The organism is uncultured Draconibacterium sp., from assembly GCF_913063105.1.
In the GTDB taxonomy this organism is placed as follows: Bacteria; Bacteroidota; Bacteroidia; order Bacteroidales; family Prolixibacteraceae; genus Draconibacterium.
This window is the reverse complement of the sequence record NZ_CAJXYQ010000007.1, coordinates 113043-137885: the sequence shown is the minus strand read 5'-3', so window position 1 is coordinate 137885 and position 24843 is coordinate 113043. Positions and strand designations below refer to the sequence as shown.

Here is a 24843-nt window from a genome sequence, read left to right as displayed (position 1 = left end):
TTTGGCTTCATCTTATGTAAGATTATCATAAACTGATGTTCCGGTAAGTATATCTTTCAAAAGATGAAGGTAATCTTATGGAAGATGGAGGCTATCTTACGTCAGATGATGTTCCTCTTGCGGGGTAGAATTATTATCTGGCAGAAGATAAAGGCTATCGGCCGAATGTAAAGCTGTATCTTCCGAAATAGAAAGAAAAAATGCCATCCAAAAAAATGTTCAAGGATGGCATCTTTCTCATTACTCACTTCTCAGTATATTACTTCTTCTTTATTATAGCCGCCCAGCCACCACCGGGTGCCATTTTAACTTTTACTGTTGACGATGAGGTTACTTCCAGTGTTTCCTGCGCAAAATCGCTGGCATGTTTATCGGCGTTAAGGCCATCTTTCCACACTTTTATGGTGTAAGCTCCTTCTCCCAAAAAATCCATGTTAAGTTCCAGTTCGCGCGCGTCCCAGTCGGTCATGGCACCCACGTACCATGTGTCTCCCGAGCGACGTGCCACGGCAATGTAATCGCTAACTTTTGCTGCCAGCACTTTGGTATCGTCCCACACCGATGGCACTGCCGAAAGAAATTCCATACACTCTGGTTCGCGGTAGTAGTTCGATGGATTATCGGCCAGCATTTGCAGCGGGCTTTCAAAAACTGGGTACATCGCCAACTGATGACAACGGGTTCCGGGGCTCATGGGCTGGGTAAACACATCGTTAAAGTTGGTTTTGTTTCGGTTAATCATTGCTCCCGGAGTAAAGTCCATAGCCCCGGCAACCATACGTGTAAACGGCAGTGTTACATTGTGCTCGGGGTCGGGTAGGTTGCTCCATTTGGCATTTTCAAGGCCTTTCACTCCTTCGTACGAAATCACATTTGGGTAGGCCCGGTCCAGGCCACTCGGCTTGTAGGCACCGTGGTAATCAACCAGCAGCTCGCGTTTGGCACATTCGGCAGCAATTTTTTCGTAAAAATTTACCATCCACTGGTCGTCGCGTTGCATAAAGTCAATTTTTATACCGGCAGCACCCCATGCCTGAAACTGATCCAATGCTTCCTCCAGTTTGTCATCCAATGCTTTCCATACCACCCAAAGAATAACTTCAACATTTTTTTCTTTCCCGTAGTCGATTAGTGCTTTTACATCCATGTCTTTCTCTAACTGCATTATATCGGAAAGCACATACCAGCCCTCGTCAAGAATAATGTATTCTAATCCGTATTCCGATGCAAAATCGATGTAATATTTATAAGTCTGAGTGTTTACACCGGCTACAAAGTCAACCCCGTAAATGTTGTTGGCATTCCACCAATCCCAGGCTACTTTGCCGGGTTTTATCCAGTTGGTGTTTTCAATTTTGCACTCGGGAGCCAGTTTGTAAATCAGTTCGCTTTGTACCAATTGGGCGTCGTTTTCCGAAATTACGATTGCCCGCCAGGGGAACTCGCGTGGTCCCATACATTCGGCAATGTAGTTGGCATACTTTGTTGGTTTTACATCGCGGTCGCTGGTTTGTTCGGTTTCTAAAACCACGCCTGCAAATTTTCCAACAAGTGCTTTATCGTTTTTATCGCAACCCCGCAGAAACATACCGGGGTAGTCCATCAGGTTCGATTCCGAGATGTATGTTTTAACGCCGTTTCCGCAATCCGCCAACAAACCTGTTGAAGCAAAACGCTCGGTCCCGATGTCCGAAAGTTTTTCGCGCAGGTATTCGCGTTCCTGGTGCGAGTACATGCTTTCCTCTTCAGGAAACCAAAGCCCGCAATCGTTTGGAAACACAAAGCTCGCCAATTCGCTATTAACTTTATATTCTCCGTCTTTGGCAGAAACCCAGCGGTAAGCAGCACCTTCATCGTAAGCTCTGAACTGTAAGGAGTAGTCCTTAAAGTTGAGTGTCAACTGCTTGTATTCATCCTGGATTTTGGCGTATTTGCGTTGAACCACCGGCGTAATTTCCTGCGAAACCGATGTGGTTTTGGCTTTACGTACTTTGGCATCTTTTCCCCATATCGTTCCATCACTAATTTCCATCGAAATCTGCGACGGAGCAATTATCACCCGATCATCCAATAAAACCGAATAGGAGATTTGATCGGCGATGGCTACTTTAATTTGTACTTTTCCCGATGGGGATTCAAGCGTGTAATCTTTTGCCGAAAGCAAGAAGCTAAAGGCGGTAAGAATGACCATTAAAAATAAGGTTTTCATATTAGTTGGTTTATAATTAAGTGTAAAAAATACAATTGCTTACAACTTTCTTTTGAAAGAGAAATTTTGTTTTCTGCTAACTTATGCAAAGAAATGATTTTATACCTATCTTTCAGTAAATTTTAAACTTAAGGCCATGAAAAAACTAAAATTACTGTTCTTTTTACTTCTATTGGCTTTTTTCGCACAAGCATCTAAATTCGAAAAGGATACTTTTAAAACAGCGGAAGGAGATTTGGAAATTACTTTTATTGGACACGGAACACTAATGATGGAATTTAATGGCAAAGTAATTCATATTGATCCTGTTTCGTGGTATGCTGATTATTCGAAGATGCCCAAAGCCGATCTTGTTTTGGTAACACATGAACATGGCGACCACCTTGATGCGAAATCCATTGATGCGGTTAAAAAGGAAGGGACTGAAGTGGTGCTCACAAAAAAATGTACTGAAAAATATACGGGAACTGCGGTATTGGCCAATGGCGAAACAGGAGCATTTGCCGGAATTAAAATTGAAGCTGTAGCTGCCTACAATATTAAACACGAGCGCGAACCGGGTAAACCCTTTCATCCAAAAGGTGTGGGGAATGGTTATGTACTGTATTTTGGTGATAAAAAAGTGTATGTGGCCGGCGATACCGAAATTATTCCTGAAATGGCAGAATTAAAAAATATTGACGTGGCTTTTTTACCCATGAATCTGCCCTACACCATGACCCCTGAAATGGTAGCTGAAGCAACAAAAATGTTTAAACCCAAAGTGCTTTATCCTTATCACTTTGGAGATACAAATACCGAAGAGCTGCTTGTATTATTAAAAAACCACGATGAAACGGAGGTACGATTGAGAAACCTCAAATAGTGTACAATTAAAAAGCCGTTATGCCGCTTTTCATATTTTACTATTCAAGAAGAACTGTTTTGCGAAACTTTTATTTTGCTTTTTTACATCCGCGTGCAACGCAAATTGAAGTAGCTGTAATTCCGATTAGCGCAAAAATGCCAAGTGCAATGTAAAACACCTTAACAGGTAAATTGGCACAACACGCCAAAAAACCCAGAATTATGGTAGCAAAAAAGCCCAGAATTCCCCAGAGGCTTAAGTTGTAGCAAATAAGTGTTAAAATTTTATTCATGGCTAAATGTTTTTACAAGTATACGGCAAATAAAGAGCCATGGTTCATTAAACATTGTGAAAGAAATCTCGTATAATTGTGATATAAATTACACCAATAGTTTGATTGATGAATTTACTAACGAATAGTTGTGTTGATTGTACCCTAAAATCAAGTGCCGTTTCGGTATTAAATACCGGAGAACTGTGTCAGTTAGAAGAGGGATGTTCGAGAACCAATTACGATAAAGGAGAGTTAATTTTTAAAGAAGGAGGCCCGGTGCAACACATTATTTACCTGCGCGAAGGTTTTGTGAAGCTGGTAAAAAAAGGAGCCGGAGCCAGGGATTTTATTCTCAGTATTTCAAAAAAGGGATCGTATATTGGTTTACAAAATCTGGATGATACGTTAAAAACCAATTACTTTTCGGCCATTACTATTAGTCCATCTGAAGTATGTTTTATTGACCGGCAATGTTTTACCCGACTTTTAAAACAAAACGGAGAATTTGCACTAAAGGTATTATCAACAGTTTTTAACGATGAAATGAATTATTTCGATCGGTTGGTAAAAAATGTGCAACAACAGTTACCTGGCCGGTTTGCCAATGCCATTCACTATTTTGCACATGAAGTATATGGTTCAAACTCATTCGCAGTCAACCTTACCCAAACCGAAATAGCTTCCCTGATTGGCACCTCACGAGAAAGTGTTTCGCGCATTTTAAAAGAGTTTCAGGATATGGGAATAATTAAATTGAAAAACAATGTTTTAACCATTTTAAACGAAGAAAGACTCGAAGAGATTCGTCAAAAAGGTTAACCCACCTGGCTTAAGTGTCTTACTTTGTCGTAATCAAGAATAGTGATTTGGTTGCCTTTAAATTCGATAATTTTATCTTTTGTAAATTCTTTAATCACCCGCGATAAGCTTTCCTGCGACATGCGGGTAACTCCGGCCAGGTCTTTTTTCGATAGTGGAATTTTAAACGATTTACGTTTGTAAATTCTTAGACTTAAACAAAGTAATATGTCGGCAAAGCGCCCGTGTAATTGTTTTAGCGCCAGGCTTTCCATGCGCTCGTGAGAAAATAATATTTCATCGCTCAGATGCCGCATAATCTCCGATCCGAAATTACAATTGCTTTTAATAAAACTTGAGATAGCATTTATATCGTGTAAACACACGCTAATATCCTCGCAGGCGTAAACCGAGTAATTGTATATGTTTTGATTAAATATGGCGTGCAAGCCCAAAAGTTTTCCGCGGCTTTCGAGTGCCAAAACAAGTTCTTCGTTCGAGTGGGTGCGGCAAACCTTTACCAGTCCGCTCTTTACATAGGCAATGTGGCCGGCAAGTGCACCTTCTTTAACAATAGTTTCTCCCTTCTTGAAATTTATTTCTACCCTGTTTCTGTTAATCTGGATAAGCTCCTCTGTTGAAAGGGTTTTAAAAGGTGCAGACATACAGGTACATCCCAGGCATTTATTTGCTTTTGATAACGGCATAAAATTATTTCCTCCTTGAAAGGCGAATATATATAAAAATTAACAATTGCTTAATAAATCAAATTAGTATTTGATTTGAATCAAATTTAAACATGAGAACGAACTGATTTAAGCTTGAGTCGCTAACATAGAAATTTTTCTTTATTTCCACGTTCGCCTCTTATTTTTGAACTGTTATTAAAACGAATCAAATTTTTAAACTTATCAAGGACATGGGAAAGGCATTCATCCAAATGGTGTTAGGCTTGGTGTTATTTGTTACCCAATCAGGCATCTTTCATAATGCAATAAGCAGGTTCTTCTCAGCCGTACAAGCTTTATTGGGCGGTGCCATTCAACAGTTTTTTCCTTTAATCATTTTCAACAATTCAACCAATTGGAGCTCAGCTCTAATGAACTCAACCATTTTAATTCACAAGAAAAATAATGTAGTACAAGCCGGACATGAAATCATTTTCAAAAACAGAAACAACCGGGGATGTAATACTTGACAATAACCTAAAATTTTATTACAATGAAAAAGTACATTTTTTACACATTACTACTTGCAATTTTTGCATCAATTACCTTTACTTCTTGTAAATACGAAGACGACTGCGATTGTTCAGGTTCGGAACCATTAGCATACGAAACCTTAACCAGTTATTTAAAGTCTATCAACATGGATATTGATCACGTGCTGAAAAATGCCGACGATCAGAAATTTGTTATGGGGGCTCCGGCCGATGGTGATCTTTCATCAAAATGGATTATGGATATTCGCGGGGCCGCAGATTTTGCCTCAGCTCATATTGAGGGTGCAAACAACGTAGCCTTTAAGGATATACTTACCGCAGCTGCCGGAGCAGACAAGCCTATAATTGTAGTTTGTTATACCGGACAAACAGCCTGTTATGCAACTTCGTTATTACGTTTGTATGGCTACCATGATGCGCAGGCACTAAAATGGGGAATGAGTGGTTGGAACAGCCAATTTGATAAGTGGACACCAAATTGCAAAGACTTAACCAATTCAAGTAACTGGACAACAAGCGAGGCTTCTGCCGGAAGTTTTGATGCGCCCAATTGGACAAGTACTTCAACAAATGGAGCTGATATTTTAGCTGAAAGAGTAGAGGCCGTTGTAGCTGCTGGTTTTAAAACAGCTTCGGGTGCCGATGTTCTGGCCACGCCAGGAAACTACTATATCAATAATTACTTTTCTGCCGACCATTATTCAGGTTTTGGCCATGTTAATGGTGCAGTACGTGTAAACCCACTGATGATTGATGATTGCAGCAAACTTGATCCGAATGGGAAAGTAGTTACCTATTGCTATACCGGACAAACTTCGGCAGTTCTTACTGCCTACCTTAATGTTTTAGGTTTTGATGCCTATAGTCTTACTTTCGGAATGAACGGAATGAGTCATACAAATTCTTTTTGGGAAGCAGGTGGCGTAACAAATCACTGGGGATACGATTCAAATCCAAAGAGTTTGCCTACCGTGCCATCTAATTAAACTACCGGGTGAAAGAATAAAAATATTCACTCTGTTATTTATCAATTAAAAGAAAAGAATATGTTACGCAAAATATTAGTAATACTAACAGCTGCCTTCTTTATGGGTTATAATGCCCAGGCTCAGGGTTGTGCCGAGCCCGCATCAGATGAAGGTGTAAATGTTTTTGGATACCTGCAGGCACAATACGACTATGGTTTTGCCGAAGGCGATAATACCAATACTTTTGGGTTCAATCGTTCGCGTATTGGCGTAATGGGGGTAATACCATACGATTTTAGCTACTATGTAATGATTGAAGCCAGTCCGTTTAAAAAAGACGGGCCTAAGGCCTATTTGCTTGATGCTTTTGTAACCTATAGCCGTTATTCGTTTGCAAAGGTTAGTTTAGGTTCTTTTAAATCGCCATTTGGGCAGGAACTTAGTACTCCGTGCCATGCATTGCATACCATTAACCGCTCTAAATTTGTAAACGAATTAACCGCGCCTGATCGCGATATGGGATTAATGATTTTAGGTGGATCAGACACTACTTTACTGAAGTACTCTTTTGCCGTAATGAACGGTACCGGCCTGCTGGTTAAAGATAGTGATAAGTACAAAGATTTGGTTGGTAGAGTATTGGTTCAGCCAAACGACTGGATGCACGTAGGTGGTAGTTTCCGCTTCGGGAAAGCTACAAGCCAGGACGAAACAGTTACCGAACCCGATGAAAGAACCCGTTTAGGTGCAGAATTTGAAATTGAAAAATTCGGATTTCTTGTACAGGGTGAATACATTTGGGCAGAAGATAAAGGTTCGTATCTTGTTGGTGGTGGCTGTGGTGGCGATCCTGAATTGGTGCAGGGTAGTGTAAAGCGCGAAGGTTTATCGATTATGGCACTTTATAACCTAACCTACAATTTACAGCCAGTAATAAAATACGAGAACTATAACAGCGATATAAGTTTAGGAAATAACAACATGGAACATATTACCACTGTTGGTGTTAATTATTTCTTTAACGAATGGACTCGTTTACAAGTAAACTATGAATATAAAGCGGAATGGTACGGCGAAATTCCGAACGATATGATTATGGTTCAGCTACAGGTAAGATTTTAACTTTTTAAAATACAAACGATGAAAGGACCATGAGAAATTTGTAAAACACAAGCGAATAATTAGAATCATGCGAGTTCCATTTTTGTATGGTAAAAAACAATTTTAAATAAGATGAAAATGAATAAATTATTTTTATTGGGATTAGTGTTGTTGGTAGCTTCTGCCGTTTCAGCACAAGATTTAATCTCGGCAAATGAGCTTAAACAGAATCTGAAAAATCCGGATTACATTATTGTTAATGCAGCAGCAAATCAAAAAGTGTTTATTCGTGGCGCTATAGATCTACCGCATACCACGTTATGTACCGATGAGCCTGTTCGTAACCTGATTAAATCGCCGGCTGATATGGCTGCAGAGCTAGGTAACAATGGAGTTGCTTCAGATAAAACAATTATTGTGTACGACGAGGGGTCGACAAAGTATGCCGGACGAATGTACTGGATGCTTAAATACCTGGGTGCGCCAAATGTTAAAATGCTGGATGGAAACATTAAGGGATGGAAAGCAATTCGCGGCCCTATTGGTGGTGCTACAAAAGGTAAACAAGCCACTTTTACCGCTAAGGTTGATGCCAACCAGTTGGCTACAATGGACGAGGTGAAAAAAGCAGTTGGCAATTCGTCATATGTAATTGTTGATGCACGTGAACCCGGAGAGTATGCAGGAACTGCAGAAACAGAACTAGCACGACCGGGGCATATTCCAAGCGCCGTAAATGTGAATTACGAGACTTTGGTTGACGCAAAAGGGCTACTAAAATCTAATGATGCATTGGCCTCGATGTTTGAATCAAAAGGGATTACAAAAGATAAAACGGCTATTGTGTATTGCGAAACCAGTGTAAGGGCCGGTGTTGTTTACCTTGCACTAAAAGGACTTGGATATCCGAAAGTAAAAGTTTACGACGGAGCATATTTGGAATGGCAATCTACCGCTTCAAATAAGGTAGATTAGTCTTTCGCATGTCCTGAGCGCCTTGGTGTTTACCGGGCGCTCTTTTTATGTGTTTATTTTTGTAAGCATAGCAAAAAACAAAGGCCGGATAACTGTATCCGGCCTTTGTTGTACAACTACCCAAACAGTTAGTTTATTTCTATAATTGGGTTTAATTCCACTTTGTCCATAATGTTTAGTTGCAATTGAGGTGTTTCAATAAGCGAATTAAAATCGCTGATGTCGACAGATTTTTGAGCCACAAAATCAATTGGGAGAATGGCAATTCTGAAAATCTGATTATCGGTTTCGGCTGGCAGTAACTCATCAACTGTGTATTCTAAAAATAATCGGGTATCATATTGGGTGTAGTCGTAATTATACTGAATTACGCCACCGGGCAATACAACGGTTTGCGGACAAAGACGCCAAATATCTGTTCCATCGTATTCCCAAAGGATATACACCAGTACAATGTCCTCGGGCAGAACTTCAATACTTGATGGATGGTCTACAACTACCGAATAATCGTCGTCGGGAGTAAAATCAACCTCAACTTCGTATATCGATCCGGCGTATGAAATGCCATCATCTCCCGGAGGACCAACCGGGCCAACCGGACCTTCGCAGGCTGCCAGTACAGCAGCGGCAATAATTAAAAACAGTGCTGAAATTTTTTTGAAGGTAATTGTTTGTTTCTTGTTTGCTTTTTTCATGACTTATAGATTTTTAGATTATACTTTGCACAAAGTAAAACAACTATAGTGCCAAAAAAACCCCCGGCAATTGCCGGAGGTTTAACCTGAATTGATTGATGCATATTATAAAGGCTTATAAATCAGGATTTTTCCAGTGTTCCGGGTACCGGTACAACTGCATTTTCCATGTAGCCAATATCGCCCATAATGTAAGTTGCTGGTCCAAGCTTCATATCCGAGTTCATCATTTCTTCCCAGCTTACTTCTTTTCCGGTATAAGCCGATACGCGGCCCATAATGGCCACCATAACTGAGTTTGCAGTTGCCTCAGCCTCATTAAATGGTATATTTTGGCGAATACAGGTAATCAGGTTCTTGTGTTCCTGAACGTAAGGACTGGTTTCGTGATTTTCGAATGTCATTAACTCATTGCCATCCAAATCGGTAATGCTGTTTGGTGTTGCGCTTCCCGAAGAGAAAGTGTGGCCTTTTGTTCCGTGAATTGTTTCCGATACGTTATTTACACAGCTGTTAATTTGGCGGCACATGCTATGAATGTGCATCCCATTTTCGTATACATAATCGATACTGAAATTATCATATTGGTCGCCGGTAACCCGCCGCTGTCGCGAGCCAAAACCAACAGCTTTAACCGGCAGTTCGCCAATAAACCAATTGGCCACATCAATATTGTGCACGTGTTGCTCAACAATATGGTCGCCCGACAACCAGCACCAGTTTACCCAATCGCGAATCATCCATTCCATTTCGCTCCAGCTTGTATTATTGTCGCGGTGCCATAGCTTGCCACCATTCCAATATACATTGGCACCTGTAATTTTTCCTATCGCATTGTTTTCATTACAGGCTTTAAACAGCTCTACATATTTGTGTTGGTGTCGGCGTTGAGTTCCGGTTACAACTTTTAAGCCGGCAGCATCAGCCATTTTTGCCGCAGCAAGTACCTGTCGGATACCAACAGGGTCAACAGCAATGGGCTTTTCCATAAAAACATGTTTGCGTGCTTTAACAGCTGCTTCAAAATGTTGTGGGCGAAACTTTGGTGGTGTTGCTAAAATAACCACATCAACACCTGAATCAATTACTTTTTCGAAGGCATCAAAACCAATAAAGCAATTTTCTGCCGGCACTTCCTGCCCGGTTTGGTTTTTAATCTTTTCAACGCAGCTGTCTATCCGGTCTTGAAATACATCGCCAAGTGCCGTAACCTGAACGGTAGAACCACCAGCCTCCAGAAAGTTTACTGCAGCACCCGATCCGCGGCCACCACAACCAACAACACCGGCTTTTAATACTTTTCCTTCAGGCACTTCATCCAGCATAGGTGGGTAAGGATATTCCCGTTTAGTCCAGTCAAACTGGCCACCGGCAGCGTCTCCTCCTCCCGAGCACGATGATAAGGTTCCTACTCCCATGGCCCCGGCTGCTCCAACAGCTGCAGCTCCGGCTAAAAATTTTCTCCTTGAAAAATTATTGTCACTCATGTTTTAATGTTTTAGTTAATTTAGGATTCAAAAGTGTATTAATTATTTTCCTGTTTTCTCATTAAATTCACAAACTACCCTAAAACCTACGGTATTGCAATCTGATAACCACCAGATGCTTTTGGGCATTTGCGGATCGGTTTTCATCCATTCTTTGGTGCGGGAATAGTCGCGCGCAGCACTGCGTACTTCGCCAACAGGGCTTTTAAAATGCCCGCCTCTAACAACATGCTCTTTCCCCGAGGCCGGACCTTTAGGGTTGCTGATGCCGTCGGGGAGTTTCGAGTAAGCATCTTCGGCATACCAGTCAGAGCAGTATTCAGCGACGTTGCCCAGCATATTTTTAAGTCCAAAAGGATTGCTCTCTACCGTAACCGGTTCGGCTGTTTTTAAACCACTGTTTTTTTCGTAAACAATATAATTGTTGATGATTTCGCTGTCCTGTCCGAATAGTTTTCCTATAAAATTTTTCTCTTTAAAATCTTTAGGTTTTCCATCAAAAAAGAAAGGAGTAGTTGTTTTGCCGCGAGCTGCATATTCCCATTCGGCCTCGGTTGCCAGGCGGTATGTTTTTCCTGTAACTTGCGATAACCATTTACAATAGGTTTCAGCTGCATGAAAGCTCATAGTTATTGCCGGACGGTTTCCTAATCCCCAATTTTGGTCGGGTTGCCCATACGGAGGAGTAGGCCCCGAAATGGCATCTACATCCCTTTGTGTTCGTGTTCCTTCGGTATCGGTAGTTCTGCCTTCGGCTGCCGTAGCGCTGTAAAATGCAAGAAATTCATCCCAGCTAACTTCAATTTCGGCCATAAAAAACGGGCTAATATTAACTGTTTTTTGTGGTCCTTCATCTGCCTTGCGTTCTTGTTCTGTTTCAGGACTACCTATGCTGAAGCTGCCTCCCGGAATAGCTTTCATGTTAAAAGCGATTGTGGTTCCCGGAATGGTTTCGGTAAAATCGTTGTGGGCTGAAACCACTGCGGCAGTGGTGTATTTTTCTTTGGTTTCGTCTCCTGCATTTCCAAAGGCAATATTTTTTGCATGAATTGCATTCGGATCGTAATGGCCTACGTTTAAATGGCAGTTAATACAACGCAATTCATCTTCGTTTTGCGAATAGTAAAGGTGGGCTTCCTGCCCTTCGGTAGTTAAAGTTAGCGGAAACAAGTTGCTGTGGCAATGAATACACGATTCTTTAAAAACAAAATGTTGTGCCTGCTCAAGTGTCGACTTGGCTTCCCAGTTAAACTCGGCACTGTCTTTAAAAAAATAACCGTAAGCATCGCGGGCCGATGCTTTGATCTTTTCTTTTAAATAGCCATGTCCTTTGGGCGGAAGATGGCAGTCAACACATCCCACATGCATTCCAATCCTGTTTTCGTGATGAACAGAAAGTTTCCACGAATCAAAAACATGCGGATGAATGTGACACATTTCGCACGATTCTGGAGTTGATGTAGCCTCAATGGCTTTGTGCGTATAAATTGTTATTGCAATTCCAATAAAGAAGCCGATAATTAAAACCAGCAATAGTTTTTTTCGCAGGTAATTACCAAAGCGTTTTAGCATAGTTTGTAGTCTTTTAGGTATGTTGATTTTTCAAGTGGTTTCAAATTTAATAATTTATCTGACCAAAACTTCGTGTTTTATATGTTATTAGAAAGAATTTAGAACCTTTCAAAATTTACGGACGAAGATGGTATTATCTGTGTTAAAGATAAAAGAGACACTATAACTACCTGCTTGTAGCCGTAAAAAAGGTTGTCCCGAATGTGACAACCTTAGAGATGATTTCTTGAGAGGAATACAAGAGAGATAAGGGAAATATTTTCTTCTGCAAGGTATTACATTCAAATAGCTTTGGGTTTACTTAAAAATTATGGATGAGTTAAAAATATGTTAATCAGTTGAATACACTTTTAAATTAATTTTAAGTTCAATCGCTTATAATTTTTGTAACTTTCTGGTATGAACCATCTTGAACAAAGTATTTCAGGATTTTTAGGGCTGTTTTTTCCCGAACTGTGCGTTACCTGTGGCAAACGATTAATATCGCAGGAACGGTATGTTTGTTTTGAGTGCTGGCACGATTTGCCGGTAACCAATTTTCATTTAGAGCCCGAAAATAAAGTGGCGCAATTGTTTTGGGGGCGCACAACTGTTTTAAATGCCACTGCTTTTTTTTCGTATAAAAAGGGAAGTAAATATCAGCAACTCATTCATTTTGTAAAATATAAGGGATTGAAGGAACTCGGTTACGAGGCAGGTAAAAAATTTGCTTATCAACTTATTGATTCACCAGCTTTTGCAACAATAGATATGCTTATGCCAGTTCCCTTGCATCAGCGTAAAGAAAAACAAAGAGGTTACAACCAAAGTGATTGGATTGCCCGTGGAATGGCAGAGGTACTTCAAAAGCCTGTTGATACGAAAAATCTGTATCGGAAAGAATATACAGCAACGCAAACCCGGAGAAACCGCTACGAAAGGTGGCAAAATGTGGAATCGGTTTTTGGCTTGCGGGAACCGGAAAGGGTAAACGAAAAACATGTTTTGCTTATTGATGATGTGGTTACTACCGGGTCAACACTCGAGGCGTGTGCTGTACATTTGTTAAAACAGCCTGGAACCAAAGTGAGTATTGCCACCCTGGCTTTCGCTGACATATAAAAATGGAAAGCCAATTTCATCACAGTAATTTTACATAAAAAAGATATGCTGGGTCAATGTTTTTAATAAATTGCGGCATTAATTTTGATTAACTGCAACATGCAATAAAAACAAAAACCATGAAACGTATAAGCGCCTTATTTTGTCTGTTATGTTTGACTTTGGCCGTATTTGCCCAGGATAAAATAGTGAAAAAAACAGGTGAAACCATTGATTGTAAAGTAACAGAACTGGGAGCCCTGCAGGTAAAGTATTATTACGACAATAACGACAAACTAATTTTTGGTATTGATAATGCCCTGGTAAACCGCATTGAATTTGGAACCGGCGAAGTTGTCACTGTGGAAAACAATACCTTTGATAATCCTGAATTTTATGCCAATCAATCAGTTAATGCCTTAAAAGTGAATTTTTTATCGCCACTTTTCGGAACAACAGAATTGGTTTACGAACGCAGTATAAAACCGGGGCGTTCGTGGGAAACGGCTCTTGGAATTGTTGGTTTAGGTAACGATGTGCAGGATATTGAGCCACGAGGGTTGTACGGAAAATTTGCCTATAAATTTATGCGCAGCCCGGATTATTACATGCACCGTATGCACTATTCTCATATTTTAAAAGGTGCCTACATTGCTCCTGAAATTGCTTTGCGTTATATGAAATACGTGAGTACCTATTACGACTATTACTACGATTCGAGCAGTTATTATCAATCGTCTCGACATAGCGAAAAAGAAAGTCAGGTAACTTTTGCCATTATGTTAAAATTTGGGAAACAATGGGTTTTTGACGATGCTTTTCTTGTGGATACCTATTTTGGTGTGGGCTACGGGATTGGCGCCGACGAGTATGATGGCTTACCCTATGGGTTTATTGTAGCTCCCGATGAATTTCCGATAGCACTTACCGGAGGCATTCGCATTGGGTGGGTTTTTGGCAAGTAAGCTCAACAACTTCTGTTTTTGTTTGTTTCAGGACAAAAAAGCAGGATGGAATTTGAAGTCAGTAAATATTTTAAAGGAGTGAGGCCGGGAGTAACACTGCCATCGCCGTTAATGCTCGCTATTTTGAAAGAAGAAGGGATGCGCCAAATGGTTAGCGACCATTATGATTTGCTTGCGCAAAGCACAATAAAAGACCTTTTTCCTAAAAATCCCATTGCATTGGAAAAGGCCAAAGAACATTCGGCTGACTTTTTTATTCAGATATGTGGTGGCCCCGATTATTTTAACCAGAACCGTGGAAAACCCCAGTTAAACCGCAGGCACTTACCATTTAAAATAACTGCCGAGGCACGGATTGAATGGTTGAACTGCTACAAACAGGTATTGAGTAAACTGGATTTACCCGAAGAGGTGTTGCGATCGTTCTGGAAATACCTTGATGATTTCTCGAAATGGATGGTGAACAGTTAGCGCAGTGGTTTTTTATCGCCCTAAACGATAATATAAGGCCAGCGATATAACATTGTTAAACAGTCCGTTGTGAAAATAATAATTGGTTTCTGCTTTGTCGCTGCACGGAATTACCGATAAGGCAAATCGCAAGTCAACCGAAGCATGCTCTAAAAAATCAAATTGAAAACCAACAAAAGGCTGTAAGTCAAAAGTATTAAATTCCTGCCGGTCCTGTTCCGGAATCTCGCCATCGCTGTTTAATTCTTTTGAATGTAGTAGTATCCCAGGCGCAATTCCACCAATAATCATACTTCTGTCGTTGGTTCTAAAGGCCATAAAAAGTGGAATATCGATATACCCTAAGCGCATAATGTATTTGTCAACAAGGTCTTCATCTGCTTGCTTTGGGTCAAACTTTCTTCGCGAGCCTTTTTGCGAATATTTTATTTCCATACCGGCCACTATTGCCGGTGCAATATCGGTTTGCACAAAAATACCACCCAATACTCCAACTTTATGATAGCCCTTTAAATTGTCACCTTCAACCTGGGTGCCGTTAAAACCGGCAATCAGTCCGGCATCAAAACGCTGGGCAAAAGCAAAACCTGCTAAAAAAAGTAATCCAAAAACAAGTAAAATTCGTTTCATCTATTTCAGTTTTTCCAGTTTCTCTTTTAAAATCCTCACCCCAAGTTCAGCTTTTTTTTCGATATACGAAACATTTTCGTTATACACTTCAGGACGGTTTGGGTCGATTACAAAAACCGGAGTATTTCGTTTTACATAATTTACCAGGCTGGCAGCCGGGTATACCGCCAGCGAAGTACCAATTACCACCAATATATCGGCTTGCTGAACAACTTTAATGGCCCTGGGTATTTCGGGCACACCTTCGCCAAACCAAACAATGTGCGGACGGAGCTGACTCCCTTTCTCGCATAAGTCTCCCGGGTCCAGCGCCCAATGATCAAGTTCGTAAACCAAAAACGGATCAACAGTGCTTCGGGCTTTCATGAGTTCGCCGTGTAAGTGTAAAACCTTTGTACTGCCTGCTCTTTCGTGCAGGTTGTCAACATTTTGGGTAACAACGTGCACGTCAAACCATTTTTCTAATTCGGCAATTCCGAAATGACCTCCATTGGGCTCGGCAGCAAAAAGTTGTTTGCGGCGCTCGTTATAAAAACGCAATACAAGCGATGGGTCTTTATGCCAGGCTTCAGGAGTGGCTACCTCTGTAACATCGTAGTTTTCCCACAACCCTCCCATGTCTCTGAAAGTTTTTAATCCGCTTTCCTGGCTCATGCCGGCACCCGAAAGAACCACTAGTTTTTTCATAAATTCAATTTTACAGCGATTAAATGTACAATTAATAATAATTTCCTTCAAAATAATTAGAAAGCGCTTAATGCTGCAGTTTCCAAACAATAAGTCCTTGGGGCTGATAATCTGTATCTTAATTTGGCAAGTCGGTAATTGTGGATATTATTCGTTGTAAATGGTATTCAAATCATGGTAATTCTAATATTTTTGTACTGATGATTGATCAGGCAACCATAGACAGGATAATTGATGCTGCGGAAATTACCGATGTAGTTTCCGATTTTGTTACGCTTCGCAAGAGGGGGGTGAATATGCTTGGTTTGTGTCCTTTCCATAACGAAAAAACACCATCGTTTACGGTATCGCCAGCCAAGGGCATTTTTAAATGTTTTGGGTGCGGAAAAGGAGGGAACTCGGTAAACTTCATTATGGAACACGAAAATCTTTCGTATCCGGAAGCATTAAAATGGCTGGCAAAAAAGTACAGTATTGATGTTGTTGAAGAGGAAGAAACCGAAGAACAGAAACAATTAAAAGACGAGCGTGAAAGCTTAATGATTGTTTCGGGGTTTGCACAAAAATATTTTACCCGCTACCTGTGGGAGGAGAATGAAGGAAGAACCATAGGCCTGGGGTATTTTCGTGAGCGTAGTTTTCGCGATGACATACTAAAAAAGTTTGAGGTTGGATTTGCACCTGATGGGAAAACACCCTTTACTGAAGCTGCTCAAAAACAAGGTTATAAGATTGATTTTCTTGAGAAAACGGGATTGACGATCAAACGCGACAACTGGTTGCGCGACCGCTTTGCCGGCAGGGTAATGTTTCCCATACATAATTTGGCCGGACGTGTTATTGCATTCGGTGGCCGAATTCTAAAAGACGATAAAAAAACGGCTAAATACCTGAACTCCCCCGAATCGGATATTTACCACAAAAGTCGGGTGTTGTATGGAATTTTTCAGGCGAAACGAGAAATTACCCGATCGGATAAATGCTACCTGGTTGAAGGATACACCGATGTAATGTCGATGCACCAGGTGGGAATAGAGAATGTGGTAGCTTCGTCGGGAACAGCATTAACACCAGACCAGATAAGGATGGTGCGTCGTTTTACACCAAACATTACCATTATTTATGATGGCGATGCAGCAGGGATAAAGGCTTCCTTACGCGGGATCGACCTGGTGCTGGAAGAGGGGATGAACGTAAAAGTATTGTTGTTGCCCGATGGGGAAGACCCCGACTCGTTTGCAAAAAAAATGGGCGCTTCCGGTCTTCAGGAGTATATCGGGAAAAATGAAACCGATTTTATACAATTTAAAACACGGCTGCTCTTAAAAAGTACTGAAAACGACCCCATTGCGAAAGCACGCCTGATTTCGGACGTTATTCGTTCAGTAGCTGTAATTCCTGATAGCATTACCCGTTCGGTGTATATTAAAGAATGCAGCGGTTTGCTGGGGGTTGATGAAGAAGTTTTATATGCCGAGGTCCGAAAACAAAAGCACAAGCAAACTGAAGAATTCAGGAAAAAGGAACTTCGCGAGAAAGATCGGCGAGCAGCTCAGTCACCTCAGCCGACACCACAGGTTGAAACTGCAAGGCCGGTCCGGATTTTGGTGGAAGAGCTCGAATATCTGCGATTCTTGTTAAAATATTGCACTAGCGATTTGTTTGAAGAAGAAGATGAAGAGACAAAAGAAACACGCGTGCTTACGGTTGGTGAGTTTATGATAGATGAGCTGGAGGTGGATGAACTGGTTTCGGAGAATGAGCTTTTCAGGAAAGTATTTTATGAAGTACGTGAAAATCTTTATAAAGAAGGATTCGATCCGTGGAGACACTTTGTTTATCATAGCGATGCATCGATGAGTACCTTCGCAACCGATCTCTTATCAGAGAAATACACCGAAAGCAAACGCTGGACCAAAGCGGGTGCTTTTACCGAAAAAGAAGAGGATATTCTTGATATTCTTGTTCCTCGCATTGTAAACGAATACAAGCTCAGAAAGATAAAATTAATGATGGCAGATATTGAAAAAGCCATTGATGCGGCATCAGCCGCCAACGATTTTGATAAAGTAATTGAGGAACAATCAACCTATATGAATCTTAAACGGGCTGAAAAAGAGTTGGCCAAAAGCCTTGGCAGCCGAACCATAAATTAATAGTATGCGCACACTTTTTATAAAAAACCGTGAAGATATTGATGAAGTAATTCGTTCATGCAAAACTTGTTATCTGGCGATGTCGGTAAACGATATGCCCTATGTATTGCCAATGAACTTTGCCCTCGATGGCAATGTTGTTATTCTACATTCGGCAACGGAAGGGCGAATGTGGGAGAGTATAAAAAAGAATCGGCAGGTTTGTATTAACTGGACTCTTGGCGAAGATTTGGCCTGGCAAGATGTAAGCGTTGGTTGCAGTTATCGGGTAAAATCAAAATCGGTTATTGTTGAAGGGAAAGTGGAATTTATTGAAGATTTTGACGAAAAGTACCGTTGTCTTAATTTAATCATGAAACAGTACAGCGACCGGGAGTTTAAATTCGGAACCCCTGCTGTAAAAAATGTTGGTATTATAAAGGTTCATATTGAAAATATTACAGCTAAAGAATTTGGCGCGAAGGCAGTAACGCCTTGGAATTCGTAAAAAAATTATATGATTTTTGTAACAGGTGGTACGGGATTGGTTGGAGCTCATTTGCTTTTTGAATTATGCAAAGCAGGAGAAAATGTGAGAGCCTTAAAGCGTAGTACAAGCAATTTAAGCCAGGTGCTAAAAACCTTTAATTACTATGCTTCCAATGCCCGGGAATTGTTTGACTGTATTGAGTGGGTAGATGGCGACATTCTTGACTACTATTCGCTTGAGAAATTGTTAAAAGGCGTAACCCAAATATACCACTGTGCTGCAATTGTATCGTTTGAAACCAAAGAGCGGCAACGTATGATTTCAAACAATGTTGAAGGTACTGCAAACCTGGTTAACGCCGCTATTGAAAATAATGTTGAAAAGCTTTGCCATGTGAGTTCGATTGCAGCCCTGGGTAAACTGCAGAATGGTAATTTTGTTACGGAAGAAACCAACTGGGTGCCTTCAAAAAAGAACTCGGGCTATTCAGAAAGTAAATTTTTCTCGGAGACAGAAATCTGGCGTGGTATTGAAGAAGGGCTTGATGCTGTTGTTGTCAATCCTTCTATAATTCTTGGTCCGGCCAATTGGGAAAGCGGTAGTGCAAAAATTTTTAAAACCGTTTCCGACGGGATGAAATTTTATACCAAAGGTGTTACCGGTTTTGTAGACGTATTTGATGTGGTTCGACCCATGATACAGTTAATGCACGAGAGCAATTTTGAAAAGTGCAAAAATCAGCGCTATATTCTAAGTGCCGAAAATTTAAGCTATCAGAATGTGTTTACTCAAATAGCTGTAGCTATGCAAAAAACAGCACCAACAGTATGGGCAACCGATTGGTTGCTGAGTTTGGTGTGGCGGGCAGCAAAAGTAGTCAGTATTTTTACCGGAAAACCATCGTTAATAACACGCGAGGCAGCCACCGGCAGAAACGAAGTGAACAATTTTGACGGATCGAAGATTACACGCCAAATCGGTTACAGTTACCGGCCTGTTGGCGAGTCGATAAAACAAACTGCAGCTTTTTTGGCAGCGGATATTGAAACAGAAGCATAATACCACGCCATTATATGGGGGTAGAAAGTATAAAAGGCAGGATAAACCTGCCTTTTTAAAACCTTTAATTTTTTATCATTCCAAATGAATGCCCTGTGATTCAATAAAAGTCTTCCCAAACTTTTATTGCGATATAATGGTATAGCTTACTACTCATCAACAAGTAGTATTTTAATTTAATTTTCAGCCCTGCAACCTTACAAAAAGGCAAAAAAGGGCAACCTTTCGTCCACAAAAAGCTGCCCATAATAAAAACAAAAAGATAAAAAATAAGGGTTTGTGACAGCCAAAGTATGCTCTTGTTTTTAAAATTCCAAATTATTCAATAAAAAAGTTGGGTTATTTCGTAAAATGAAACAAAAAAGCGCTAAATGTTTAACATAAGTATGAAAATATTGTAAATGTTAATAAGTTCTGCGAAGTCTTTATTTTAGCAAGTAGGCTATTAACATATCTGCCGGAAGTTTTGTTTTGTTTAACGTAATCTTCCATCCATGTCGCCATTTTCTTCGGGTTTTAACGGAAATTTTACCGGCAGATTATCTCGGTTTGAACGGTAGATTGCGGTAAATAATTCAACGGTTTTACGTCCTTCGGTTCCGGTAACCAATGGTTGTTTTTCTTGGTAAATTGCCGTAAGGAAATCCTCAATCTGGCGTTCCATAAAATATACGGTTGCATCAATTTTCTCAAAAAATTGAGTATCCTGTGTTTGCCATTTTTTAAGTAAGTGCTCTTCGCCAGGTATCGACCATAAATCGTTAACCGGAGGTTCGGCTATCCCCGACATGCCTGCAATAAACATTGCTCCGCCATCGGTTTGTACGCCAACTGATGCCCCATTTTCACCATGTACCTGCACCTTGCCGTAAATGCCTGGTTTTTGCGAGTTGCTAACAACAATATTTCCGATTGCCCCACTTTTAAATTTGATTAATGCAAGGGCAGTATCTTCCACTTCAATATAAGGGTGGTTCAGGTTTTTCCAAATGGCATAAACTTCATCAATTTCACCCATGTACCAAAGCAGAATATCGAGTTGGTGGGGTGCCTGGTTTACTAATACCCCGCCGCCTTCCATGCGCCAGGTACCGCGCCAGGGGTCGGAATCATAATAGGCTTTGTCGCGCCAACCCAGCATATTCACAGTGCCAAAAACAGGTTTGCCAATTTTTCCTGCAACTATAGCGTTTTTTACCCTTTTTACGGGTTCGTACCATCGTCGCTGACTAACCACTCCCAGTTTTACCCCCGAGTGTTTGCAGGCTGCAATCATTTTATCGCAATCCTCCAGTGTGGAGGCCAATGGTTTTTCAACCAAAATGTGTGCGCCGGCGTTGGCAGCTTCGATAGTTGGTTTTACATGAAAAGGGTGAGGTGTACAAACAACAGCCAGTTTAATATTTTCTTTGCGAATAAGTTCATCAATTTTTTCGTAAGCCTTTGTGTTGTATTGTTTTGCAAATGTATTGGCTGTTTCTTCCGAACGGCTCCAAACGCCTGCCAGCCTGGCGTTTCCTAAATTTTTAATTGCCTGTGCATGCAGGTGTGCCACTTTGCCACATCCTAAAATTGCAATATTGAAAACAGGTGTTGATTGAATCGTCATGGTTGTAGTATTACTTTGTTTAATCCTGTCTCTTTGTTGTAAAGTCGTTTAAACCATTCTGCTCCTTCAGAAAGAGGGGCAATTGCAGAAATCATTTTATCGATGGAGATTTTTCCGGAGGCCATTAGATCCAGTACCAGCTCGTATTCTCCATTTATGGCACAACTACCTAAAACAGCTATTTCACTGGTTACTATTTTTTGCAGCGGTAGCGTCACCTCCGGCGACACATTTCCGATTAAGACCGCCGTGCCTCCTCTTCGCAAACTTGCAATGCAGGTATTTACTGTATCGTTCATCCCTACCACTTCGAAACCATAATCTGCTCCACGACCTTTTGTAAGTTGTTGTATCTGGTTAAAAAGCTCTTTCTCATCAGGTTTAAACAGGTGCGTGGCACCATATTCGGAAGCCATTTTTAATTTTTGCTCATCTTTATCAATGGCAATAATCGGATAAGCGCCTGCAATTTCAAGTAATTTTACAACAAAAGTACCTACCATTCCGGTGCCAACAACCACTGCACTTTGCCCTGTTTTAATGTGCGAGGTATTTAAGGCATGGGCAGCAACAGCCACCGGTTCAACAAATGCTGCCTGTTCAAACGAAACTGTATGCGGTAGCTTGTATAAAATATGAGCCGGAACTGCTACCAGTTCTGCAAAGGCGCCGTGTTGCCGGTATTCCTTTGGCGAAACCCCTAATACTTTTCTATTGTTGCTTAAATTGTAGTGCCCTTGCAGGGTAAACCAATCATCAAGTGGGTAAATGGTAGAGTCGAAGGTAACACGATCTCCAATGCACCAGCTTTTAACATTGCCCCCCAGTTTTACAATCTCTCCTGACGCTTCATGCCCCATAATTATTGGTGGGCGTCGTCGGCCTGTGCTTCCATCCATGCCATGTACATCGCTGCCACAAATACCGCAGGCTTTTACTTTAACAAGTACCTCATCAGGCGTAATTTCCGGATCAGGAAAATCGCGGTAATTTAATTCCATATATTGGTCGAGTACAAGTGCTTTCATTGGTTTAGTGTTAATGAATGGCTTAAAAATCTGTTGCCGAAAAAGAATAAGTAGTGTTGGCTTCTGTTGCCTGCGAAATAAGTTTGCCCTGGTATCGGAGGTTAAGTTTATTTCCCAGTAAAGAGCGCACCTCAACTTTTAACAGTTGTCCTTCTTTCCATACCAATGAGATCTCGAAACCACCCCGACCTTTCAGGCCTGAAATAGTACCATTTGGAAGCGCGTTTGGCAGTGCCGGGAGTATGTCAAGATAGAAATCGCCGCTAGCGTCGCGTAAATGCGATTGCACCAACATTTCGGCAATGCCCGATGTTGCACCAAAATTACCATCGATTTGGAAGGGCGGATGAGCGTCGAACAAATTGTTGTACAAGCCACCGCGGTCTTTGTTTAATTTGGGTGTTCGGGCAGGTAAAATCAGATTTTTAAGGATTATAAAGGCATGGTCGCCATCAAGCAGTCGGGCCCAGAAGTTTATTTTCCAAGCACGCGACCAACCGGTGCCTTCATCGCCACGATGCGAAAGTGTTACTTTACAGGCTTCAGCCAGTTCTGGTGTTGTTAGTGGGTGTATTTCGTTTCCGGGATGGAGCCCCCATAGATGCGACACATGGCGATGCTCATTTTTCGGGTCGTCAATATCAACCAGCCACTCCTGTAACTGGCCGTACTGTCCTATTTGGTTGGGTGCAATTTTAGCTCGTTTTTCTTTTAGCTTTTCAACAAAATCTTTGTCAACAGCCAGTAGTTCTGCCGCTTCAATCGTGTTGGAAAAAAGGTTTCTAATAATTTGATGGTCCATGGTTGGGGCCATAACGAGGCCACCGTTTTCGGGGCTGTTACTGGGGCCGCTTACCAGCCACTCGGGGTTGCCCGGGTCGGGAACAAGGTAGTCAACAAAAAATTCTGATGCTGATTTCAATACCGGGTAGGCTCGGGTTGCCAGAAAATCTTTATCGCCCGAAAACTGATAATGCCACCACAGGTTTTGACATAACCACGCGCCTCCAGTAGGCCAAATGCCATGGTTGGCATTGTTAATGGGGGCAGCACCGCGCCAAATGTCGGTATTGTGGTGTGCCACCCAGCCATTTAAATTGTAATGTTCTTTTGCTATGCTTTTGCCGGTTAAAGCCAGTTCTTCTGTTAATTTCATAACCGGATCGGCCAGTTCCGAAAGGTTAGTTATTTCTGCCGGCCAGTAGTTCATTTCGGTATTTATGTTTATGGTGTATTTACTGTCCCACGATGGCGCTAATTCGGCATTCCATATCCCTTGTAAATTTGCAGGTTGGGTTCCTTCGCGGGAAGAAGAAATAAGCAGATAGCGACCATATTGAAATAAAAGTGCGACTAAACTTGGGTCGTTGTCCTCGCTAAAAGTGGCTAAGCGCTCGTTTGTTGGTCGATTGGATAATTCGCCTGAACCCAAATCAATATGAACCCTGCTAAAAAGATTTTTATAATCGGCAAGGTGAGCCTCTTTTAGTGTGTTATATGATTTTCTGTCCAGTGCTTTAAGGTAGTTATTGCAACGTTCTGAGGGGTCGGCACTAATGTCCTGGTAGTTGACAAAATTGGTGGCTCCAACCAGTATTAGTGTGGCATTGCTCGCATTTTCTACCTTAAGTTTATTGTTTTCCTGTGTGATTTGTGCGCCTTCGGCAACAATTTTTAAACATGCTTCAAAACGAATTTTACTTTCAGGGTAGTTTCCACCAGCTCTTATTTTTTCTTTGGGATAGTTGTTGGCTTTGCCTTTTAAAACTACCGTGTTATCTTCGGTACTGATCTCAAAATCAGAATGAGGCGAGTTTAGCCCAACGCTAAATTCCAGTGCTTCGCTCTCCGAAGCTTCCAGGTGAACAATAATTGCCTGATCTGGATTTGATGCGAAAATTTCTCTTTTATAAGCAACCTCGTTAACGGTGTATGATACGCTGGTAATGGCGTCTTCTAAATTTAACTTTCGTGTGTAATTGCTACTGTTCTCGTGATTGGGGAAGGAGAGTAGGATGTTGCCAAATGGCTGGTAGTTAAGTTGGCCCAGTGGTTGCGACATAAATTCGGCATTTCCCAGTTCTTCAGCTTCGTCTTGTTTGCCGGCCCAAAGGAGTTCGCGAAGTTTTGCAAAATACTTGCTGGCACCTTCATGGGCATAATCATGGGGTTGCCCGGTCCATAAGGTTTCTTCGTTAAACTGAATAAGTTCATCGGATGTATTTCCGTAAACCATGGCACCCAATCGTCCGTTGCCAACAGGAAGTGCCTCGGTCCAATCGTTTGCCGGATTATTGTACCACAATACCAACGAAGTATCCAATGGTTTTTTATTTGAAGTAGTTTTTTGACATGCGAATAGCATTAGAAAAAGAAATAGTAGGCCGAAAGAGCAAAGCTTGTTCATAATTTTAATTTTTGATATGCAAATGTCCCCAAACTTACAAATATTCAAAAAAACTTCGCTCATTAAAATAAATGTCTTCGTGGCTTTTTTGCTTAAGTTTGTTAAGCCGCAGAACATTTACAGGCAATATTCGT

22 protein-coding genes are annotated in these 24843 nt (G+C 41.2%); 11 read left to right on the top strand and 11 right to left on the bottom strand.

What is annotated here, in order from left to right; genetic code table 11:
- Positions 1-259 precede the first annotated feature (259 nt).
- On the bottom strand, positions 260-2209 hold the full coding sequence (locus QZ574_RS09150; protein WP_297089055.1) for a glycoside hydrolase family 97 protein: 1950 nt from the start codon (positions 2207-2209) through the stop codon (positions 260-262).
- Between the two features lie 136 nt (positions 2210-2345).
- Between QZ574_RS09150 and QZ574_RS09145 the strand changes: the two genes are divergently transcribed.
- Entirely contained in the window at positions 2346-3074 is a 729-nt protein-coding gene (locus QZ574_RS09145) for an MBL fold metallo-hydrolase (protein WP_297089054.1), read from the top strand.
- A gap of 70 nt (positions 3075-3144) precedes the next feature.
- Here QZ574_RS09145 and QZ574_RS09140 read toward each other — a convergent pair whose 3' ends face one another.
- A complete protein-coding gene (locus tag QZ574_RS09140) occupies positions 3145-3348 on the bottom strand; it encodes a hypothetical protein (RefSeq protein WP_297089053.1) in 204 nt (67 codons plus the stop codon).
- A gap of 108 nt (positions 3349-3456) precedes the next feature.
- On the opposite strand from QZ574_RS09140, the gene QZ574_RS09135 reads away from it, so the two are divergent.
- Complete coding sequence (locus QZ574_RS09135) at positions 3457-4149, top strand: Crp/Fnr family transcriptional regulator (RefSeq protein WP_297089051.1); 693 nt, start codon at positions 3457-3459, stop codon at positions 4147-4149.
- Here the strand turns inward: QZ574_RS09135 and QZ574_RS09130 are convergent.
- A complete protein-coding gene (locus QZ574_RS09130; protein ID WP_297089048.1) occupies positions 4146-4835 on the bottom strand; it encodes a Crp/Fnr family transcriptional regulator in 690 nt (229 codons plus the stop codon). The two genes, QZ574_RS09135 and QZ574_RS09130, sit on opposite strands and share 4 nt — an antisense overlap.
- A gap of 514 nt (positions 4836-5349) precedes the next feature.
- Here QZ574_RS09130 and QZ574_RS09125 point away from each other — a divergent pair.
- From QZ574_RS09125 to QZ574_RS09115, 3 genes are all read left to right on the top strand, one after another.
- Positions 5350-6336 carry a rhodanese-like domain-containing protein gene (locus QZ574_RS09125; protein ID WP_297089047.1) on the top strand — a complete coding sequence of 329 codons (987 nt, stop codon included), beginning with the start codon at positions 5350-5352 and terminating at the stop codon, positions 6334-6336.
- A 60-nt stretch (positions 6337-6396) separates the two neighbouring features.
- Positions 6397-7440, top strand: coding sequence for a porin (locus tag QZ574_RS09120; RefSeq protein ID WP_297089045.1), 1044 nt, complete (start codon positions 6397-6399; stop codon positions 7438-7440).
- A gap of 117 nt (positions 7441-7557) precedes the next feature.
- A complete protein-coding gene (locus QZ574_RS09115) occupies positions 7558-8394 on the top strand; it encodes a sulfurtransferase (protein WP_297089043.1) in 837 nt (278 codons plus the stop codon).
- Between the two features lie 128 nt (positions 8395-8522).
- On the opposite strand, the gene QZ574_RS09110 is transcribed toward QZ574_RS09115, so the two are convergent.
- From QZ574_RS09110 to QZ574_RS09100, 3 genes are all read right to left on the bottom strand, one after another.
- Complete coding sequence (locus tag QZ574_RS09110) at positions 8523-9089, bottom strand: hypothetical protein (RefSeq protein ID WP_297089041.1); 567 nt, start codon at positions 9087-9089, stop codon at positions 8523-8525.
- Positions 9090-9211: 122 nt separating this feature from the next.
- A complete protein-coding gene (locus QZ574_RS09105) occupies positions 9212-10576 on the bottom strand; it encodes a Gfo/Idh/MocA family oxidoreductase (RefSeq protein WP_297089039.1) in 1365 nt (454 codons plus the stop codon).
- A 42-nt stretch (positions 10577-10618) separates the two neighbouring features.
- Entirely contained in the window at positions 10619-12148 is a 1530-nt protein-coding gene (locus QZ574_RS09100) for an SUMF1/EgtB/PvdO family nonheme iron enzyme (RefSeq protein ID WP_297089037.1), read from the bottom strand.
- A gap of 399 nt (positions 12149-12547) precedes the next feature.
- On the opposite strand from QZ574_RS09100, the gene QZ574_RS09095 reads away from it, so the two are divergent.
- From QZ574_RS09095 to QZ574_RS09085, 3 genes are all read left to right on the top strand, one after another.
- A complete protein-coding gene (locus tag QZ574_RS09095) occupies positions 12548-13249 on the top strand; it encodes a phosphoribosyltransferase family protein (protein ID WP_297089035.1) in 702 nt (233 codons plus the stop codon).
- A 119-nt stretch (positions 13250-13368) separates the two neighbouring features.
- On the top strand, positions 13369-14193 hold the full coding sequence (locus QZ574_RS09090) for a hypothetical protein (protein WP_297089033.1): 825 nt from the start codon (positions 13369-13371) through the stop codon (positions 14191-14193).
- A gap of 45 nt (positions 14194-14238) precedes the next feature.
- Entirely contained in the window at positions 14239-14664 is a 426-nt protein-coding gene (locus tag QZ574_RS09085) for a hypothetical protein (protein WP_297089031.1), read from the top strand.
- Between the two features lie 12 nt (positions 14665-14676).
- Here the strand turns inward: QZ574_RS09085 and QZ574_RS09080 are convergent, their stop codons facing one another.
- Positions 14677-15294 carry a porin family protein gene (locus tag QZ574_RS09080; RefSeq protein WP_297089029.1) on the bottom strand — a complete coding sequence of 206 codons (618 nt, stop codon included), beginning with the start codon at positions 15292-15294 and terminating at the stop codon, positions 14677-14679.
- The gene (locus QZ574_RS09075) at positions 15295-15981 is read right to left on the bottom strand and encodes an NAD-dependent deacylase (RefSeq protein ID WP_297089027.1); all 687 of its coding nucleotides are present in this window, start codon (positions 15979-15981) and stop codon (positions 15295-15297) included.
- A 200-nt stretch (positions 15982-16181) separates the two neighbouring features.
- Between QZ574_RS09075 and dnaG the strand changes: the two genes are divergently transcribed.
- From dnaG to QZ574_RS09060, 3 genes are read left to right on the top strand one after another with little or no spacing between them, the layout of a single operon-like run.
- A complete protein-coding gene (gene dnaG, locus QZ574_RS09070; protein ID WP_297089025.1) occupies positions 16182-18137 on the top strand; it encodes a DNA primase in 1956 nt (651 codons plus the stop codon).
- 4 nt (positions 18138-18141) lie between these two features.
- Complete coding sequence (locus tag QZ574_RS09065) at positions 18142-18624, top strand: pyridoxamine 5'-phosphate oxidase family protein (protein WP_297089023.1); 483 nt, start codon at positions 18142-18144, stop codon at positions 18622-18624.
- A gap of 9 nt (positions 18625-18633) precedes the next feature.
- Entirely contained in the window at positions 18634-19665 is a 1032-nt protein-coding gene (locus QZ574_RS09060; RefSeq protein ID WP_297089022.1) for an NAD-dependent epimerase/dehydratase family protein, read from the top strand.
- Positions 19666-20140: 475 nt separating this feature from the next.
- Here QZ574_RS09060 and QZ574_RS09055 read toward each other — a convergent pair whose 3' ends face one another.
- Genes QZ574_RS09055 through QZ574_RS09045 form a run of 3 tightly spaced genes read right to left on the bottom strand, consistent with a single transcriptional unit; the run spans position 20141 to position 24709 of the window.
- The gene (locus tag QZ574_RS09055) at positions 20141-21274 is read right to left on the bottom strand and encodes a Gfo/Idh/MocA family oxidoreductase (RefSeq protein ID WP_297089020.1); all 1134 of its coding nucleotides are present in this window, start codon (positions 21272-21274) and stop codon (positions 20141-20143) included.
- Complete coding sequence (locus tag QZ574_RS09050; protein ID WP_297089018.1) at positions 21271-22302, bottom strand: galactitol-1-phosphate 5-dehydrogenase; 1032 nt, start codon at positions 22300-22302, stop codon at positions 21271-21273. The genes QZ574_RS09055 and QZ574_RS09050 overlap by 4 nt, the downstream gene beginning before the upstream one ends.
- Positions 22303-22324: 22 nt before the next feature.
- Positions 22325-24709, bottom strand: coding sequence for a glycoside hydrolase family 95 protein (locus tag QZ574_RS09045; protein ID WP_297089016.1), 2385 nt, complete (start codon positions 24707-24709; stop codon positions 22325-22327).
- Between the last annotated feature and the right edge of the window lie 134 nt (positions 24710-24843).